Consider the following 18098-nt stretch of genomic DNA (forward strand, 5'->3'; position numbering starts at 1 on the left):
ATGCTTGAATATGAAAATACAGTCGATGCTAAACAATTGAATAGTCTTGCACTGGCCTATATGGGTGACGCTATTTATGAAACGTATGTAAGGCGCCACCTCCTATACAGTGGGAAGGTAAGACCCAACCATTTACACCGGACGGGTACTACTTACGTTTCGGCGAAGGCACAGTGCAAAATTCTTTTTCAAATGATGGATCATCAGCTGCTGGATGAAGAAGAATTAGCGGTGATTATGCGCGGTCGAAATGCAAAGTCAGGTTCTGTGCCTAAAAATACAGATGTTCAAACCTATCACTACAGTACAGCGTTCGAGGCATTAATGGGCTATTTATATTTAACAGGTAAAATAGAGCGATTAGAAGAATTGATTCATACAGCATTTAAATATGTGGATGAGAGAAAGGAGGAACGCTAGGATGGAACAAGAATATATTGTTGGCAAAAATCCAGTCATTGAAGCGCTGAAATCAGAAAGGGATATTAATAAGATCTTAATTGCTGAAGGTTCACAACGTGGCCAAATGCAGCAAATTACTCAGTTAGCCAAAGAAGCAAATGTAATTGTTCAATTTGTTCCCAAGAAAAAAATCGATCAAATCTCCAGTGAAAATCACCAGGGAGTTCTGGCCTATGTAGCCGCTTATCAATATGCGGAAATCGATGATTTGTTTGCTGCAGCAGAAAAGAAAAACGAATCACCTTTCTTTTTATTGCTCGATGAAATTGAAGACCCTCATAATCTTGGGTCAATCATGAGGACGGCGGATTCCGTCGGAGCACATGGTATCATTATACCGAAGCGACGAGCAGTCGGTTTAACGGCAACCGTAGCTAAAGCCTCAACAGGTGCGATTGAATATATCCCGGTTGTACGCGTAACTAATATGGCGAGAACAATTGATGAATTAAAGGAACGGGGTATTTGGATCGCTGGAACGGATGCAAAAGGGAAAGATGACTACCGCAGGTTAGATGGGACGATGCCGCTGGGATTAGTCATTGGCAGTGAGGGAAAAGGAATGGGACGATTAATCCGCGATAAATGTGATTTCCTCATTCATTTGCCGATGATTGGGAAAGTGACTTCGTTAAATGCCTCTGTTGCTGCATCGTTACTCATGTATGAGGTATATCGAAAACGACACCCGCTTGAGAGGTAGCATATGGATATCCTGCTTGTCGATGGATATAACATTATTGGAGCCTGGCCGGAGCTAAGGGACTTAAAGGACCGGGATTTACCAGCAGCAAGAGATCGTCTTGTAGAAAGAATGGCGGAATATCAAGCCTATTCCGGATATCGTGTGATTGTTGTATTTGATGCCTATTATGTGCAAGGAACAGAGAAGAAATATAAAAACCATCAAGTAGAGGTTATCTTTACAAAAGAAAATGAAACGGCAGATGAGCGGATTGAAAAAATGGCAATCAGCCTAAGTAATCGGAGAACGCAAATTCATGTAGCAACATCCGATTATACGGAGCAATGGGCAATCTTTGGACAAGGTGCCTTAAGGAAATCCGCTCGGGAGCTGCTTATTGAGATGTCTTCCATCGAAAGAGGCATCGAACAGAAAGTGAAGAAGATTCAAGAAAGAAAACCTGTCTCAAAAATAAACATGAGTGATGAAATGGCAGAAATTTTCGAAAAGTGGCGCAGAGGCCAAAAGTGAGCATGGACACTGAAAACATTGTCAGGTATACTATTACTAACTATGCTTGTTCGGTGGAGGCGATCTACTTTGAGTACGGACTTCGTAACAAAGGTCAACCAGCAGTTCCTTATAAGGGAAGACGAAGAAATTGTTGATTTGGTGCACCACGGAGATACTGAGGCATTGGATTATTTAATCCACAAGTATCGTAATTTTGTACGTGCAAAAGCAAGGTCCTATTTTTTAATTGGTGCTGATAAGGAGGATATTGTTCAAGAGGGTATGATTGGATTGTACAAAGCCATTCGTGACTTTCGGGAGGACAAGCTTACCTCTTTTAAGGCATTTGCCGAGCTTTGCATTACCCGTCAGATTATTACAGCCATTAAAACCGCTACACGGCAAAAGCATATCCCGTTAAATTCTTATGTTTCTTTGGACAAGCCGATTTATGATGAGGAATCCGACCGAACATTGATGGATGTTTTGTCAGGGACCAAGGTTCTTGATCCAGAGGAACTAATTATTAATCAAGAAGAATTTGACCACATCGAATTTAAAATGACTGAATTATTAAGCGACTTAGAAAGAAAGGTCTTGGCTCTCTACTTAGATGGTCAATCCTATCAAGAAATTTCGGAGGAGCTTAACCGCCATGTGAAATCAATTGATAATGCTCTGCAGCGAGTGAAAAGAAAGCTAGAACGCTATCTTGAACTTCGCGAATTTTCACTTTGACACAGACTTTTATGGCATATATTTAAACCGTTTTCAAAGGTTGTTGACAATAATTAGGGCACATGTTACATTTTTAAGGATATAATAGAAACTTGGGTAAGGGTGTCGAATATGAGTAAAAAGGTAATCCTTTCCTGTGCTGAATGCGGTTCTCGTAATTATTCGACAATCAGCAACCAGTCACAAACAGAGAGATTAGAATTAAAAAAATTCTGTAAAACTTGCACGACCCATACCATTCATCGAGAAACAAAATAGTCATCATATATTCTTATAGTTCTTAATTTTGGGGGTTACTTAACATGCAGCGCATAACGAAGTTCTTCAGTGATATAATCCGTGAGATGAGAAAAGTTAGCTGGCCAAAACGCGGAGAACTAACTCGCTCAACACTTACTGTCCTATCAACCGTTGTTTTTTTCGCAGCGTTCTTTGCTGTTCTTGATTTAGGGATTTCAAAATTGATTCGCTTAATTCTTGAATAATAAATCAACTTTCATGGTATAATGGTGATTAATAAAGGAATTTTTATCTAAAAGCCCGTATTACGGGTTTTTTATTTGTTTAAAAAGTAGTCTATGACTAATTAATAGGGAGGGACGGACGTACTAGTCCTCTTAAATGGAAAAAAATTGGTATGTATTACATACTTACTCAGGTTATGAAAATAAAGTAAAAGCAAATTTAGAAAAACGGGTCGAATCGATGGGAATGCAAGATAAGATTTTCCGTGTGGTTGTCCCTGAAGAAGAAGAAACAGAGATTAAAAACGGCAAGAAAAAAGTTGTCAAGCGCAAAGTGTTCCCTGGTTATGTATTAGTTGAAATTGTGATGACGGATGATTCTTGGTATGTGGTACGAAATACTCCTGGTGTAACAGGATTTGTTGGTTCATCAGGATCAGGTTCTAAACCGACTCCATTACTACCGGAAGAGGTTGTCGTTATTCTAAAACGGATGGGTGTGACGGAAACTCGCGTCGATATCAATTATGAAATTGGCGAAACCGTTCGCGTCAAAGAAGGTCCATTTGCGAACTTTACTGGCTCTGTGGAAGAGATGGATAAAGACAAGGCGAAGCTGAAAGTTCTTGTTAATATGTTCGGTCGCGACACCCCTGTAGAGCTTGATTTTACACAGATTGAAAAACTTTAATGTAAAAAAACTTGAAATCATTTTTAAAAAGTGGTAATATTTCATAGGTCAGTATGTCTCCATTGTGAGACTAGACTTATGTCAAGTTCTTTATGATTAATAGATAAAGACAGATGCCTGAGTGGGAGGGTTCCTAAAACCCTATTACCACATCACGGACTTTAAGGAGGTGTGTCTCGTGGCTAAAAAAGTAATTAAAGTCGTTAAATTACAAATTCCTGCTGGAAAAGCAAACCCAGCGCCACCAGTTGGTCCTGCACTAGGTCAAGCCGGTGTTAACATCATGGGATTCTGTAAAGAATTTAACGCTCGTACAGCAGATCAAGCTGGTTTGATCATTCCTGTTGAAATCACGGTATTTGAAGACCGTTCATTTACATTTATTACGAAAACTCCTCCTGCTGCCGTTCTTTTGAAAGTAGCAGCTGGAATCCAGTCAGGTTCTGGTGAACCTAACCGTAATAAAGTAGCAACAGTTAAGCGTAACACAGTACGCGAGATTGCGGAACAGAAAATGCCTGACCTTAACGCAGCTAGCGTTGAAGCAGCAATGCGCATGGTCGAAGGTACTGCACGCAGCATGGGTATCGTCATCGAAGACTAATCCATGTAACTGATTGTTTTTTGTAAAATGAAAGGGTTGCGACGTTTTAAAACACTCGCAACCTTTTTCGTGGGCTAGCTGCGGCGCCTAGGGGCTCGGGGTCATAAGCCAATCCGACCTGAAGATTAAAAAACAATCTTCAAGCCGGCTCGTCTTATGCCTGTCGCCCCTGTGCAAGGCGCCTCCGCTTTTTGCCGTGGGAGAATTATTCGCTAAAACCACATTCTAGGAGGAAATAAAAATGGCTAAAAAAGGTAAGAAGTATTTAGAAGCTTCAAAGCTTGTAGATAGCTTAAAGGCATATCCAATTGCTGAAGCGATTGATCTTGCAAAACAAACAAACTTCGCTAAATTTGATGCAACTGTAGAAGTGGCATTTCGTTTAGGCGTTGACCCTAAGAAAGCTGACCAACAAATCCGTGGCGCAGTAGTGCTTCCAAACGGAACTGGTAAAACGCAACGCGTTCTAGTTTTCGCTAAAGGGGAAAAAGTAAAAGAAGCAGAAGCAGCTGGCGCTGATTATGTAGGCGATGCTGAGTACATCAACAAAATCCAACAAGGTTGGTTTGAATTTGATGTAATCGTTGCAACTCCTGACATGATGGGTGAAGTTGGTAAACTTGGTCGTGTATTAGGACCTAAAGGCTTAATGCCAAATCCTAAAACAGGTACAGTTACATTTGATGTAACACGTGCGATCAATGAAATTAAAGCAGGTAAAGTTGAATACCGCGTTGACAAGTCTGGTAACATCCACGTGCCAATCGGTAAAGCTTCTTTCGAAAACGAAAAGCTTGTTGAAAACTTCAACACTATTTTTGAAACTATGCTAAAAGTGAAGCCTTCTGCAGCAAAAGGTACTTACATGAAGAACGTAACAGTTGCTTCAACAATGGGACCTGGTGTTAAAGTTGATCCTTCATCAGTAGCAGTTAAATAAATTTTACCAATTGACAATCTAAATTAGATTTTATATAATCTATTTTGTTGTTTAAAATAATAACATTTGTACTGTAGACAGCAGGTGCGCCAAGTGCGCTTAATTCCCTGCCGAGGTAATGCGATATAAATAGCTGAGTGATCAACTATTATGCTGCCTCCATGTCAACGATCGATGTGGAGGCTTTAATTTGCCTGGTATAAATGTAGATATTCTACAGGAGGTGTAAAGATGAGCAGTGCAATCGAATTAAAGCAACAAATCGTTAGCGAAATTGCTGATAAATTAAAGAACAGTGTATCAACAGTTGTTGTTGATTACCGTGGTCTTTCAGTTGCAGAAGTAACTGAACTTCGTAAACAGCTTCGTGAAGCTGGTGTGGAATTCAAAGTTTACAAAAACTCAATGACACGCCGTGCTGCTGAAGCAACTGGTCTTGCTGGATTAAACGCTGCATTAACAGGTCCAAACGCAATCGCGTTCAGTACTGAAGATGTAGTAGCACCAGCTAAAATCTTGAACGACTTTGCGAAAAAGCATGAAGCACTTGAACTTAAAGCAGGTGTAATTGAAGGGAACGTTGCAACAGCTGAAGAAGTTAAAGCTCTTGCAGACCTACCATCACGCGAAGGTTTACTATCTATGTTACTCAGCGTACTACAAGCTCCAATCCGCAATCTTGCTCTTGTTACAAAAGCAGTTGCAGAACAAAAAGAAGAACAAGGCGCGTAAGTTAATCTTATCGTCACACTAATAAATTTGAACGAAAACTAAGGAGGAAATTAATCATGACTAAAGAACAAATCATTGAAGCAGTTAAATCTATGACTGTTTTAGAACTTAACGATCTAGTAAAAGCAATCGAAGAAGAATTCGGCGTAACTGCTGCTGCTCCTGTAGCAATGGTAGGCGGAGCTGGTGCTGCTGCTGTTGAAGAGCAAACTGAATTTGATGTAATCCTAGCTAGCGCTGGCGATCAAAAAATCAAGGTTATCAAAGTTGTTCGTGAAATCACTGGTCTTGGACTTAAAGAAGCAAAAGATCTTGTTGACAACACTCCAAAGGCTGTTAAAGAAGGCGTTTCTAAAGAAGAAGCTGAAGAAGTTAAAGCTAAACTTGCTGAAGTTGGAGCAAACGTTGAAGTTAAGTAATAATCAAAAAAACGAGCTCGCTGTATAAGCGGGCTTTTTTTGACTTAATAGAATTTTAAGTTTCCTTTCCTCGGTTATCTTCAATTATTAAAATTCCTCGGAGGTGAGTCAGTTGTCTGAACACTACTATTCTCGAACACAAAAGGTCGAGAGCGACCCGAAATTTTGGGACTACACCTTGAAAAATAACACTTTTCGTTTTAAAACGGATAATGGTGTGTTTTCAAAAAGAGAAGTAGATTTCGGCTCACGTTTATTAATTGAGTCTTTTGAAATGCCAAATGCAGAAGGATTACTCCTGGACGTAGGCTGCGGCTATGGTCCAATCGGTCTATCGCTTGCGAAATATTATCATGATCGTATGATACATATGGTTGATGTTAATGGAAGGGCTATTGAATTGGCAAAGGAAAATGCAGAAATTAATCGGATTCAAAATGTTAAAATATATGAGAGCGATCGGTTGTTGAATGTGAAAGAAAACACATTTGCCGCCATTTTAACAAATCCGCCGATTAGAGCAGGGAAGAAAACTGTTCATGATATTTTTGAACAAAGTTTCGAGCATCTTGCTTCAGAAGGGGAGCTCTGGGTTGTCATTCAAAAGAAACAAGGTGCTCCATCCGCTATTGAAAAATTAAATAATTTATTTAACCACGTCGAAACTATTGACAAATCCAAAGGTTATTTTGTCATAAAGGCTAAAAAAAGTTGACTTGAAAATGTCACTATGATAGCATTATAAAATGCCATCATAATAATTTCCGAATTATTCCTATAAATACTTGGATATCTTGTATAAAAAAGGGATATTAAGGAAATGATGACAAAATAATAGTCAAAATGTGAAAATGTGGTTTTTAGTTAAAAACCCTTTTTCTTTTTGTTTACTGGAAAGGAAGTAAATTTCTGCTCCATAAACGTTTATAGATTTTAATAATAACGCTTGATTTGAGGGGTGAATCAGTTGACAGGTCAACTAGTTCAGTATGGACGACACCGCCAACGAAGAAGTTACGCACGAATCAGTGAAGTTTTAGAATTACCAAATCTTATTGAAATCCAAACCTCTTCCTATCAATGGTTTCTTGATGAGGGTTTGCGTGAAATGTTCCAGGATATTTCACCAATCGAGGACTTTACTGGTAACCTATCACTAGAATTTATTGATTACAGTCTTGGCGATCCAAAGTATTCAGTAGAGGAATCAAAAGAACGGGACGTTACATATTCTGCTCCATTGCGTGTAAAAGTACGTCTTGTAAACAAAGAAACAGGCGAAGTAAAAGATCAAGATGTATTTATGGGTGATTTCCCATTAATGACTGAAACAGGTACGTTCGTCATTAACGGGGCAGAACGTGTTATTGTTTCACAATTAGTACGCTCTCCGAGTGTTTACTATAGTGGAAAGTTCGATAAAAATGGAAAGAGGGGCTTCTCAGCTACCGTCATTCCGAACCGCGGCGCTTGGCTAGAATATGAAACAGACGCTAAAGATGTCGTTTATGTGAGAATAGATCGTACTCGGAAACTGCCCGTTACGGTTCTTTTGCGTGCGCTTGGTTTCGGCTCTGATCAAGAAATCATTGAATTGATTGGGGATAACGAATACATCCGTAATACACTTGAGAAAGACAATACGGAAGGTGTCGAAAAGGCCCTTTTAGAAATTTATGAGCGTCTACGTCCAGGTGAACCGCCTACCGTTGAAAACGCAAAGAGCTTATTGGTGTCACGTTTCTTTGATCCAAAGCGCTATGATCTTGCAAATGTAGGCCGCTATAAAATTAATAAAAAGCTTCATATTAAAAATCGTTTGTTCAACCAACGATTAGCAGAATCCCTTGCGGATCCTGAAACAGGGGAAATTATTGCCGAAAAAGGAACTATTCTCGATAGGAGAAACCTTGATAGAATTATACCTGCTCTTGAAAAGAATATTAATTTCAAAGGCTTTAATCCTTACGGTGGCGTAGTAGATGAAGAAATCACCCTTCAGGACATTAAAATTTATGCTCCTGGTGATGAAAGTGAAAAAGTAATTAATGTTTTAAGTAATGCCTATGTGGCTGAGCCAATTAAGAATATTACACCGGCTGACATCATTGCATCGATTAGCTACTTCTTTAATTTATTGCATGGAGTAGGCGATACGGATGATATCGACCACTTAGGTAACAGACGTCTTCGTTCTGTTGGTGAATTGCTTCAGAATCAATTCCGTATTGGGTTATCCCGTATGGAGCGTGTGGTTCGTGAAAGAATGTCCATCCAAGACACTGCAACGATCACACCGCAGCAATTGATTAATATTCGTCCAGTCATTGCTTCAATTAAAGAGTTCTTTGGAAGCTCGCAATTATCACAGTTCATGGACCAAACCAACCCGCTTGCTGAATTAACACACAAGCGTCGTCTTTCTGCATTAGGACCTGGTGGTTTAACGCGTGAACGTGCAGGGATGGAAGTTCGTGACGTTCACTATTCCCACTATGGCCGGATGTGTCCAATTGAAACACCTGAAGGACCAAACATTGGTTTGATCAACTCGCTTTCATCATATGCGAAAGTCAATCGATTTGGCTTTATCGAAACACCTTATCGTCGGGTTGACCCGGATACTGGTAAAGTAACTGCCCGTATTGATTACTTAACTGCTGACGAAGAAGATAACTATGTAGTTGCCCAAGCGAACTCTCGCTTAGATGACGATGGTTCCTTCTTAGATGATGAAGTTGTTGCTCGTTTCCGTGGTGAAAACACGGTTGTCAAACGTGAACGCATTGACTATATGGATGTATCACCGAAGCAGGTTGTATCTGCGGCAACAGCGTGTATCCCGTTCCTTGAAAATGATGACTCCAACCGTGCCCTAATGGGTGCGAACATGCAGCGTCAAGCCGTACCGCTTATGCAGCCAGAAGCACCGCGTGTGGGAACAGGTATGGAATATGTATCTGGTAAAGACTCAGGTGCAGCGGTTATCTGTAAGCACGAAGGTATTGTTGAACACGTGGAAGCGCGTGAGGTATGGGTACGTCGCATTAATGTGGTTGATGGTCAAGAGGTTAAAGGAAACCTTGATAAATACCGTATGTTAAAATTCATCCGTTCCAACCAAGGAACATGTTATAACCAACGTCCAATTGTTGCCGTAGGTAACCGCGTGACAAAAGGGGAAATTCTTGCTGATGGTCCATCAATGGAATTAGGAGAATTAGCCTTAGGCCGTAACGTCCTTGTAGCTTTCATGACATGGGACGGCTATAACTATGAAGATGCGATTATTATGAATCAACGTCTTGTTAAAGACGATGTATACACATCCATTCATATTGAAGAATATGAGTCAGAATCCCGTGATACAAAGCTCGGACCTGAAGAGATTACCCGTGATATTCCAAACGTTGGGGAAGATGCTCTTCGTAACTTGGATGAGCGTGGAATCATTCGTACCGGTGCTGAAGTCAAAGATGGCGACTTGTTAGTTGGTAAAGTAACACCTAAAGGAGTTACAGAATTAACGGCGGAAGAACGTCTTTTACATGCGATCTTTGGTGAAAAAGCACGTGAAGTCCGTGATACGTCTCTTCGAGTGCCACATGGCGGCGGCGGGATTGTCCTCGATGTTAAAGTCTTTAATCGTGAAGATGGTGATGAACTTCCACCAGGAGTTAATCAACTTGTCCGCGTCTACATCGTTCAGAAACGTAAGATTTCTGAAGGAGATAAAATGGCGGGACGTCACGGTAACAAAGGGGTTATCTCACGGATTTTACCGGAAGAAGATATGCCGTATTTACCAGATGGCACACCAGTCGATATCATGTTAAATCCACTAGGGGTACCATCACGGATGAATATTGGACAGGTGCTGGAACTTCATCTTGGAATGGCAGCCCGCTACCTAGGCATTCATGTTGCTTCTCCAGTATTTGACGGAGCGCGTGAGGAAGATGTTTGGGGAACGATTGAAGAAGCTGGTATGGCTCGTGATGCGAAAACTGTCCTTTATGACGGCCGTTCCGGGGAACCATTTGATAACCGTGTGTCTGTAGGTGTCATGTATATGATTAAACTTGCACACATGGTTGATGATAAACTCCATGCCCGTTCAACTGGACCATACTCATTAGTAACGCAGCAGCCACTGGGCGGTAAAGCTCAATTCGGTGGACAGCGTTTTGGTGAGATGGAGGTTTGGGCACTTGAAGCATACGGTGCAGCATACACACTTCAAGAAATCCTTACTGTTAAATCAGATGACGTTGTTGGTCGTGTAAAAACGTATGAAGCCATCGTTAAAGGTGAAAACGTTCCGGAGCCAGGTGTTCCAGAATCATTTAAAGTATTAATTAAAGAACTTCAGAGTCTTGGGATGGATGTAAAAATTCTTTCAGGTGACGAAGAAGAAATAGAAATGCGCGATACGGAAGATGATGATGAGTTACAACAAGTCGACACGTTAAACATTGTTCCTGAACAAGCATTTGAATCAGAAAAAGTCGGTTCAAAAGAGTAAATATATTTGAGTTGGAGCGCACCCTGCGCTCCCGCTTTTGTACGCAATAGGGTAAAACCTGGAGATATCAAAAGGGAGGTAGGCCCCTTGCTGGATGTTAATAATTTTGAGTTTATGAAGATTGGTCTTGCTTCACCGGATAAAATCCGTTCATGGTCCTTCGGAGAAGTCAAAAAACCAGAAACGATTAACTATCGTACATTAAAGCCTGAAAAGGATGGCTTATTCTGTGAACGAATTTTCGGTCCAACGAAGGATTGGGAATGTCATTGCGGAAAGTATAAGCGTGTCCGTTATAAAGGTGTGGTTTGTGACCGATGTGGTGTGGAAGTTACACGAGCTAAAGTTCGTCGTGAACGTATGGGGCATATTGAGCTTGCTGCGCCAGTTTCACATATATGGTACTTTAAAGGGATCCCAAGCCGAATGGGACTTGTTTTAGACATGTCTCCAAGAGCTTTAGAGGAGATCATCTACTTTGCTTCTTACGTAGTGACGGAATCAGGAGACACAGCTCTTGATAAGAAACAGCTACTATCTGAAAAAGAATATCGTGCATATCGTGAAAAGTACGGAAACAAATTCCAAGCTGCCATGGGTGCAGAAGCTATTAAAAAACTTCTTTTCGATATCGATTTAGACAAAGAAGTAGACGGTTTAAAAGAAGAATTAAAAAGCGCGCAAGGTCAGCGTCGTACTCGTGCGATCAAACGTCTTGAAGTGTTAGAAGCATTCCGTGGATCTGGAAATGAACCATCTTGGATGATTCTTGATGTTCTTCCTGTTATCCCTCCGGAACTTCGTCCAATGGTTCAATTGGATGGTGGAAGATTTGCAACATCAGACTTAAATGATCTTTATCGTCGTGTTATTAACCGTAATAACCGCTTAAAGCGTTTATTAGATTTAGGTGCACCAAGCATTATTGTGCAGAATGAAAAACGGATGCTTCAAGAAGCTGTCGATGCCTTGATTGACAACGGTCGCCGTGGACGTCCTGTTACAGGACCAGGTAACCGTCCGTTGAAATCACTTTCTCATATGTTAAAAGGAAAGCAAGGTCGTTTCCGTCAAAACTTACTTGGAAAGCGTGTTGACTATTCAGGACGTTCGGTTATCGTTGTAGGACCAAACTTGAAGATGTATCAATGCGGACTTCCGAAAGAAATGGCGCTAGAGCTATTTAAGCCTTTCATTATGAAGGAATTGGTTGAAAAAGGATTAGCACATAATATTAAATCGGCTAAACGCAAAATAGAAAGAGTTTCACCAGATGTTTGGGATGTACTCGAAGATGTCATTAAAGAGCATCCAGTATTATTAAACCGTGCCCCTACACTGCATAGACTAGGGATTCAGGCTTTTGAACCAACTCTAGTTGAAGGCCGGGCAATCCGTCTACATCCACTTGTATGTACAGCATACAATGCGGATTTTGATGGTGACCAAATGGCTGTTCACGTACCGCTTTCATCTGAAGCTCAAGCAGAAGCAAGACTATTAATGCTTGCAGCACAAAATATCTTAAACCCTAAAGATGGTAAGCCAGTTGTTACTCCTTCCCAGGACATGGTTTTAGGTAACTATTACTTAACTTTGGAAAGAGAAGGCGCAATCGGCGAGGGTATGATTTTTAAAGATACAAGTGAAGCGATTCTTGCCTATCAAAACGGCTATGTTCATTTGCATACTCGTGTTGCAGTTCATGCAGGTTCATTAGGAAATGAAACATTCACAGCAGAACAAAATAATAAGTTATTAATCACAACGGTTGGTAAACTTATTTTCAACGAAATTCTGCCAAAATCATTCCCATACATTAATGAACCAACCAGACAGAATTTAGAGGTTGAAACGCCTGTTAAATATTTCGTAGAAAAAGGCGAAGACGTGAAGGCGAAAATTCAGTCGATGCCATTGATTGATCCGTTTAAAAAGAAAATCCTTGGAAATGTCATTGCTGAAGTATTCAAACGTTTCAAGATTACGGAAACGTCAAAAATGCTTGACCGCATGAAGGACCTAGGCTTTAAACATTCAACAAAAGCAGGTCTTACAGTTGGTGTAGCTGACATTGTCGTACTTCCTGAGAAACAAGAAATTCTTCATGACGCACAAAGTAAGGTAGATAGCGTTATGAAGCAATTCAGACGTGGTCTTATTACGGAAGATGAGCGTTACGACCGTGTAATTGCGATTTGGAGTGCTGCGAAAGATACCATTCAAGGGAAACTGATGAAATCGTTGAATAAAGCGAATCCAATCTTCATGATGAGTGATTCCGGAGCCCGTGGTAACGCCTCTAACTTTACGCAGCTTGCTGGTATGCGTGGTCTGATGGCCAACCCGGCTGGACGTATCATCGAGTTACCAATTAAATCAAGTTTCCGTGAAGGGTTAACAGTATTAGAATACTTTATCTCGACACACGGTGCTCGTAAAGGTCTTGCGGATACAGCGCTTAAGACAGCTGACTCTGGTTACTTAACACGTCGACTTGTAGACGTTGCACAGGATGTTATTGTTCGTGAAGACGACTGTGGCACCGACCGCGGCTTTACAATTAGTGCCTTAAAAGACGGCACTGAAATCATTGAAGGATTAGATGAACGTCTGATCGGGCGTTATGCACGTAAGGCAATCAAACATCCTGAAACAGGCGAAGTTCTCGTACCAGAAAATGGCTTAATTACGGAAGATTTATCAGAAACAATTGTTAATGCAGGCATAGATACGGTGAAAATCCGTTCTGCGTTTACCTGTAATACTCGTCATGGTGTTTGTAAAAAATGCTATGGCCGAAATCTGGCAACTGGTCAAGAGGTTGAAGTGGGTGAAGCAGTTGGTATCATTGCTGCCCAATCTATCGGTGAGCCAGGTACACAGTTAACGATGCGTACTTTCCACACTGGTGGGGTTGCGGGAGACGATATTACACAAGGTTTACCACGTATCCAGGAAATTTTTGAAGCCCGTAACCCTAAAGGTCAAGCGGTTATTTCTGAAATTGATGGTGTTGTCGTCGGTATTAACGAGGGCCGTGATCGCCAGCATGAAATCGTTGTTCAAGGTGAAGTTGAATCTAGAACATATAATGCGCCATATACTGCCCGCTTGAAAGTGGCTATTAATGATAATGTAGCTCGTGGAGAAGAGTTAACGGAAGGTTCTATTGATCCGAAAGAATTAATTCGAGTCAAAGACGTAACTTCAGTCCAAGAGTACTTATTACGTGAAGTTCAAAAAGTTTATCGTATGCAAGGGGTAGAAATTGGCGATAAGCACGTTGAAGTAATGGTTCGTCAAATGTTACGTAAAGTACGTGTCGGTGATGCAGGTGAAACAGATGTACTTCCAGGTACACTACTAGATATTCACCAGTTTACAGATGCAAACGAAAAGGCATTGTTAGCAGGAAAAATGCCTGCAACAGGACGTCCAGTCTTACTTGGTATTACCAAGGCGTCGCTTGAAACTGATTCATTCCTGTCTGCTGCATCATTCCAAGAAACGACAAGAGTTCTTACAGATGCTGCAATTAAAGGCAAGCGCGATGAATTACTCGGCTTAAAAGAAAATGTTATTATTGGTAAGCTTGTACCAGCTGGAACAGGAATGCAGCGTTACCGCAAAGCAGAGCCTGTCCTTCGCGATACAACTTCCGAAGAAACAGTAACAATTGATTAATGAAAATAAGGGATCTGCTAACTAGCAGATTCCTTATTTTAAGAAAATATTAAAAGTCGTGTTGACATTCGTTTATTAAGATGTTACTATATCAAAGGTGCTCCTATTCACCTGATACTTTGGAGGATATGAACTATGTCTTATGAAAAAGTATTACAGGCACAAAAGTTCGTTATAGGAACAAAACAAACAGTAAAAGCACTTAAAGAAGGTAATGTGAGAGAGTTAATCGTTGCTAGCGACGCTGAACCTAAGTTGACAGCGAAGGTAGTAGAGGAAGCTCTTGAAATAAATGTTCCTATCCTTTATGTAGACTCGATGAAAAAACTCGGGAAGGCATGTGGGATTGAAGTTGGTGCTTCAACTGTTGCAATTATCCGCTAAAAGCTGTTTTTGTAGATAGAAAGTCTGCAAAAACTTTGTTTTTGCAAAAAAATGAACCACCTGGATGTGTGGGCTTACAAATAATGAAGGGAGGAAACATAAATGCCTACTATTAACCAATTAGTGCGTAAACCTCGTCAATCTAAAGAGGAAAAGTCTAAATCACCAGCACTTAACAAAGGTTATAACAGCTTTAAAAAATCACAAACCAATGTATCTTCACCACAAAAACGCGGTGTATGTACTCGTGTTGGTACAATGACACCAAAGAAACCAAACTCAGCGTTACGTAAATATGCTCGTGTACGTTTGACAAATGGTATTGAGGTGACTGCATACATTCCTGGTATTGGACACAATCTTCAAGAGCACAGTGTTGTTCTTATTCGTGGAGGACGTGTAAAAGACTTACCAGGGGTACGTTATCACATCGTACGTGGAGCGCTTGATACTGCTGGTGTAAACAACCGTATGCAAGGTCGTTCTAAATACGGTACTAAGAGACCAAAAGCAGCTAAGAAATAAAAACAACTTAAATAGAAGCTTCTTTGAAAGGAGGAACAAATATGCCACGTAAAGGTCCTGTAGCAAAGAGAGACGTGTTACCAGATCCACTTTACAATTCAAAATTAGTTACTCGTTTAATCAACAAAATGATGGTTGACGGTAAAAGAGGTAAATCACAAGCAATTCTTTATTCTGCGTTTGATTTAATTCGTGAACGTTCTGGCAAAGAGCCAATGGAAGTTTTCGAAGCAGCACTTAAAAACATCATGCCTGTACTTGAAGTAAGAGCACGCCGTGTAGGTGGTGCTAACTACCAAGTACCAGTTGAGGTGCGCCCTGACCGCCGTTCAACTCTTGGTCTTCGTTGGTTAGTGAACTATTCACGTAACCGTGGAGAGAAAACAATGGAAGAGCGTTTAGCTAACGAAATCATGGATGCTGCTAACAACACTGGTGCATCTGTTAAAAAGCGTGAAGATACACACAAAATGGCTGAAGCAAACAAAGCGTTTGCTCACTATCGTTGGTAATCTAACCTTCAATATAAAAACTTTCAAACTAGGAAGGAGAAAGACCCAATGGCAAGAGAGTTCTCCTTAGCAAACACTCGTAATATCGGTATCATGGCTCACATCGATGCCGGTAAAACGACTACCACTGAGCGTGTCCTTTATTACACTGGTCGTATTCATAAGATCGGTGAAACACATGAAGGTGCTTCTCAGATGGACTGGATGGAACAAGAACAAGAACGCGGAATTACAATCACTTCCGCAGCCACAACTGCACAATGGCACGGCCATCGTGTAAACATCATTGATACACCAGGACACGTAGACTTCACAGTTGAAGTAGAACGTTCCCTTCGTGTACTTGATGGTGCTGTAGCAGTACTTGATGCACAATCTGGTGTTGAGCCTCAAACTGAAACAGTTTGGCGCCAAGCAACAACTTATGGTGTACCACGTGTTGTATTCGTAAACAAGATGGACAAAATTGGAGCTGACTTCTTATATTCTGTAGGAACAATCCATGACCGTCTACAAGCGAATGCACATCCAATTCAGTTACCAATCGGTGCTGAAGATCAGTTTGAAGCAATCATTGACCTAGTGGAAATGAATGCAGTATTCTACAGTAATGACTTGGGTACTGATATTGAAGTACGTGAAATTCCTGAAGAATATAAAGCTCAAGCTGAAGAATACCGTGAAAAGTTAGTAGAAGCAGTTGCTGAGTTAGATGAAGAGTTAATGGAAAAATACCTTGGTGGAGAAGAAATCACTAAAGAAGAGCTTAAAGCAGCGATTCGTAAAGGTACCGTTAATGTTGAATTCTATCCAGTAATCTGTGGATCAGCATTCAAAAACAAAGGTGTTCAGTTAATGTTAGATGCGGTTATCGATTACCTTCCATCACCATTAGATGTACCTGCAATTAAAGGTCATGCTGTTGATGATGATGAAGATATCGTTGAACGTCATTCTAGCGATGAAGAGCCATTCTCTGCTCTTGCTTTTAAAGTTATGACTGACCCTTATGTTGGTAAATTAACGTTCTTCCGTGTTTACTCTGGTACTCTAGAGTCTGGATCATATGTCCAAAACTCTACGAAAGGCAAGCGTGAACGTGTAGGACGTATCCTGCAAATGCATGCAAACAGCCGTCAAGAAATCTCTAAGGTTTATGCCGGTGACATTGCTGCTGCTGTAGGTCTGAAAGATACAACTACTGGTGATACTCTATGTGATGAGAAAAATCTCGTTATTCTTGAGTCAATGGTATTCCCTGAGCCAGTAATTCAACTTTCAGTAGAACCAAAATCTAAAGCTGACCAAGACAAAATGACAACTGCCTTACAAAAACTTCAAGAAGAAGATCCAACATTCCGTGCACATACTGACCAGGAAACTGGACAAGTAATCATTGCTGGTATGGGTGAACTTCACCTTGATATTCTTGTTGACCGTATGCGTCGCGAGTTTAAGGTAGAAGCTAATGTTGGTGCGCCTCAGGTTGCTTATCGTGAGACTTTCCGTGAATCTGCACAAGTTGAAGGGAAATTCGCACGTCAATCTGGTGGTCGTGGTCAATACGGACATGTATGGATTGAGTTCTCACCTAATGATGAAGGTAAAGGATTCGAATTCGTTAACGGTATCGTCGGTGGTGTAGTTCCTCGTGAATACATCCCTGCAGTCCAAGCTGGTCTTGAAGATGCATTAGACCGTGGAGTACTTGCTGGTTATCCTTTAGTTGATATTAAAGCAAGATTATTTGATGGTTCATACCATGATGTTGACTCCTCAGAGATGGCGTTTAAAATTGCTGCTTCAATGGCACTTAAAAATGCTGCCTCTAAGTGTAAGCCTGTCATTCTTGAACCAATGATGAGAGTGGAAGTTGTTATCCCTGAAGAATATTTAGGAGATATCATGGGTCAAATCACTGCTCGTCGTGGTCGAGTTGAGGGAATGGAAGCTCGTGGTAATGCGCAAGTAGTTCGCTCTTCGGTTCCACTTTCTGAAATGTTTGGGTACGCAACAGCACTTCGTTCAAGTACACAAGGTCGTGGAGTATTCTCTATGCACTTTGATCACTATGAAGAAGTACCAAAATCAGTTTCAGAAGAAATCATCAAAAAAAATAAAGGTGAATAATTGATTTTCATCTTTTGATAAAGTATAACTACTATTGTAAGCAGTGGAAGCCGTGGTTTGGACAACCTTAATCACGGCTTACATACA

The 18098-nt window shown here is 40.8% G+C and carries 18 protein-coding genes and 1 other annotated feature; all 18 genes read left to right on the forward strand.

All coding sequences use genetic code 11. The features are described from left to right. The 18 genes from ACJ004_RS25570 (at nucleotide 1) to fusA (ending at nucleotide 18011) form a co-directional block, all read left to right on the forward strand. Entirely contained in the window at nucleotides 1-420 is a 420-nt protein-coding gene (locus ACJ004_RS25570) for a Mini-ribonuclease 3 (RefSeq protein WP_410895947.1), read from the forward strand. A gap of 1 nt (nucleotide 421) precedes the next feature. Continuing rightward, on the forward strand, nucleotides 422-1165 hold the full coding sequence (gene rlmB, locus ACJ004_RS25575) for a 23S rRNA (guanosine(2251)-2'-O)-methyltransferase RlmB (RefSeq protein ID WP_410895948.1): 744 nt from the start codon (nucleotides 422-424) through the stop codon (nucleotides 1163-1165). Nucleotides 1166-1168: 3 nt separating this feature from the next. Next, complete coding sequence (locus tag ACJ004_RS25580; RefSeq protein ID WP_410895949.1) at nucleotides 1169-1678, forward strand: NYN domain-containing protein; 510 nt, start codon at nucleotides 1169-1171, stop codon at nucleotides 1676-1678. A 69-nt stretch (nucleotides 1679-1747) separates the two neighbouring features. Continuing rightward, on the forward strand, nucleotides 1748-2398 hold the full coding sequence (gene sigH / locus ACJ004_RS25585; RefSeq protein ID WP_410895950.1) for an RNA polymerase sporulation sigma factor SigH: 651 nt from the start codon (nucleotides 1748-1750) through the stop codon (nucleotides 2396-2398). Between the two features lie 111 nt (nucleotides 2399-2509). Continuing rightward, nucleotides 2510-2656 (forward strand): 50S ribosomal protein L33, encoded by a 147-nt coding sequence (rpmG, locus tag ACJ004_RS25590; protein ID WP_410895951.1) that lies wholly within the window; start codon nucleotides 2510-2512, stop codon nucleotides 2654-2656. A 44-nt stretch (nucleotides 2657-2700) separates the two neighbouring features. Next, nucleotides 2701-2883 (forward strand): preprotein translocase subunit SecE, encoded by a 183-nt coding sequence (gene secE, locus ACJ004_RS25595; RefSeq protein WP_410895952.1) that lies wholly within the window; start codon nucleotides 2701-2703, stop codon nucleotides 2881-2883. 136 nt (nucleotides 2884-3019) lie between these two features. Further along, nucleotides 3020-3553 (forward strand): transcription termination/antitermination protein NusG, encoded by a 534-nt coding sequence (gene nusG / locus ACJ004_RS25600; RefSeq protein WP_410895953.1) that lies wholly within the window; start codon nucleotides 3020-3022, stop codon nucleotides 3551-3553. A 178-nt stretch (nucleotides 3554-3731) separates the two neighbouring features. Further along, entirely contained in the window at nucleotides 3732-4157 is a 426-nt protein-coding gene (rplK, locus tag ACJ004_RS25605; RefSeq protein ID WP_026565509.1) for a 50S ribosomal protein L11, read from the forward strand. A gap of 241 nt (nucleotides 4158-4398) precedes the next feature. After that, a complete protein-coding gene (gene rplA, locus ACJ004_RS25610; protein WP_410895954.1) occupies nucleotides 4399-5097 on the forward strand; it encodes a 50S ribosomal protein L1 in 699 nt (232 codons plus the stop codon). A 53-nt stretch (nucleotides 5098-5150) separates the two neighbouring features. Next, nucleotides 5151-5295, forward strand: a sequence feature (ribosomal protein L10 leader region). A gap of 33 nt (nucleotides 5296-5328) precedes the next feature. After that, the gene (gene rplJ / locus ACJ004_RS25615) at nucleotides 5329-5829 is read left to right on the forward strand and encodes a 50S ribosomal protein L10 (protein ID WP_410895955.1); all 501 of its coding nucleotides are present in this window, start codon (nucleotides 5329-5331) and stop codon (nucleotides 5827-5829) included. A gap of 56 nt (nucleotides 5830-5885) precedes the next feature. Next, nucleotides 5886-6248 (forward strand): 50S ribosomal protein L7/L12, encoded by a 363-nt coding sequence (rplL, locus tag ACJ004_RS25620; protein ID WP_410895956.1) that lies wholly within the window; start codon nucleotides 5886-5888, stop codon nucleotides 6246-6248. A 112-nt stretch (nucleotides 6249-6360) separates the two neighbouring features. Next, complete coding sequence (locus ACJ004_RS25625) at nucleotides 6361-6963, forward strand: class I SAM-dependent methyltransferase (RefSeq protein WP_410895957.1); 603 nt, start codon at nucleotides 6361-6363, stop codon at nucleotides 6961-6963. Nucleotides 6964-7215: 252 nt separating this feature from the next. Continuing rightward, nucleotides 7216-10773 carry a DNA-directed RNA polymerase subunit beta gene (gene rpoB / locus ACJ004_RS25630; RefSeq protein ID WP_410895958.1) on the forward strand — a complete coding sequence of 1186 codons (3558 nt, stop codon included), beginning with the start codon at nucleotides 7216-7218 and terminating at the stop codon, nucleotides 10771-10773. Nucleotides 10774-10860: 87 nt separating this feature from the next. Then, nucleotides 10861-14460 carry a DNA-directed RNA polymerase subunit beta' gene (rpoC, locus tag ACJ004_RS25635; RefSeq protein ID WP_410895959.1) on the forward strand — a complete coding sequence of 1200 codons (3600 nt, stop codon included), beginning with the start codon at nucleotides 10861-10863 and terminating at the stop codon, nucleotides 14458-14460. A gap of 135 nt (nucleotides 14461-14595) precedes the next feature. After that, the gene (locus ACJ004_RS25640; RefSeq protein WP_410895960.1) at nucleotides 14596-14844 is read left to right on the forward strand and encodes a 50S ribosomal protein L7ae-like protein; all 249 of its coding nucleotides are present in this window, start codon (nucleotides 14596-14598) and stop codon (nucleotides 14842-14844) included. A gap of 102 nt (nucleotides 14845-14946) precedes the next feature. After that, nucleotides 14947-15369, forward strand: a complete 423-nt coding sequence (gene rpsL, locus ACJ004_RS25645; RefSeq protein ID WP_026565517.1) for a 30S ribosomal protein S12 — start codon at nucleotides 14947-14949, stop codon at nucleotides 15367-15369. Between the two features lie 41 nt (nucleotides 15370-15410). Next, nucleotides 15411-15881, forward strand: coding sequence for a 30S ribosomal protein S7 (gene rpsG, locus ACJ004_RS25650; RefSeq protein WP_410895961.1), 471 nt, complete (start codon nucleotides 15411-15413; stop codon nucleotides 15879-15881). A 48-nt stretch (nucleotides 15882-15929) separates the two neighbouring features. Next, nucleotides 15930-18011, forward strand: coding sequence for an elongation factor G (gene fusA, locus ACJ004_RS25655; RefSeq protein ID WP_410895962.1), 2082 nt, complete (start codon nucleotides 15930-15932; stop codon nucleotides 18009-18011). The last annotated feature ends 87 nt before the right edge of the window (nucleotides 18012-18098 follow it).

Origin of the sequence: Neobacillus sp. 204, from assembly GCF_046562815.1 — a bacterium.
Taxonomy (GTDB): Bacteria; Bacillota; Bacilli; order Bacillales; family Cytobacillaceae; genus Neobacillus.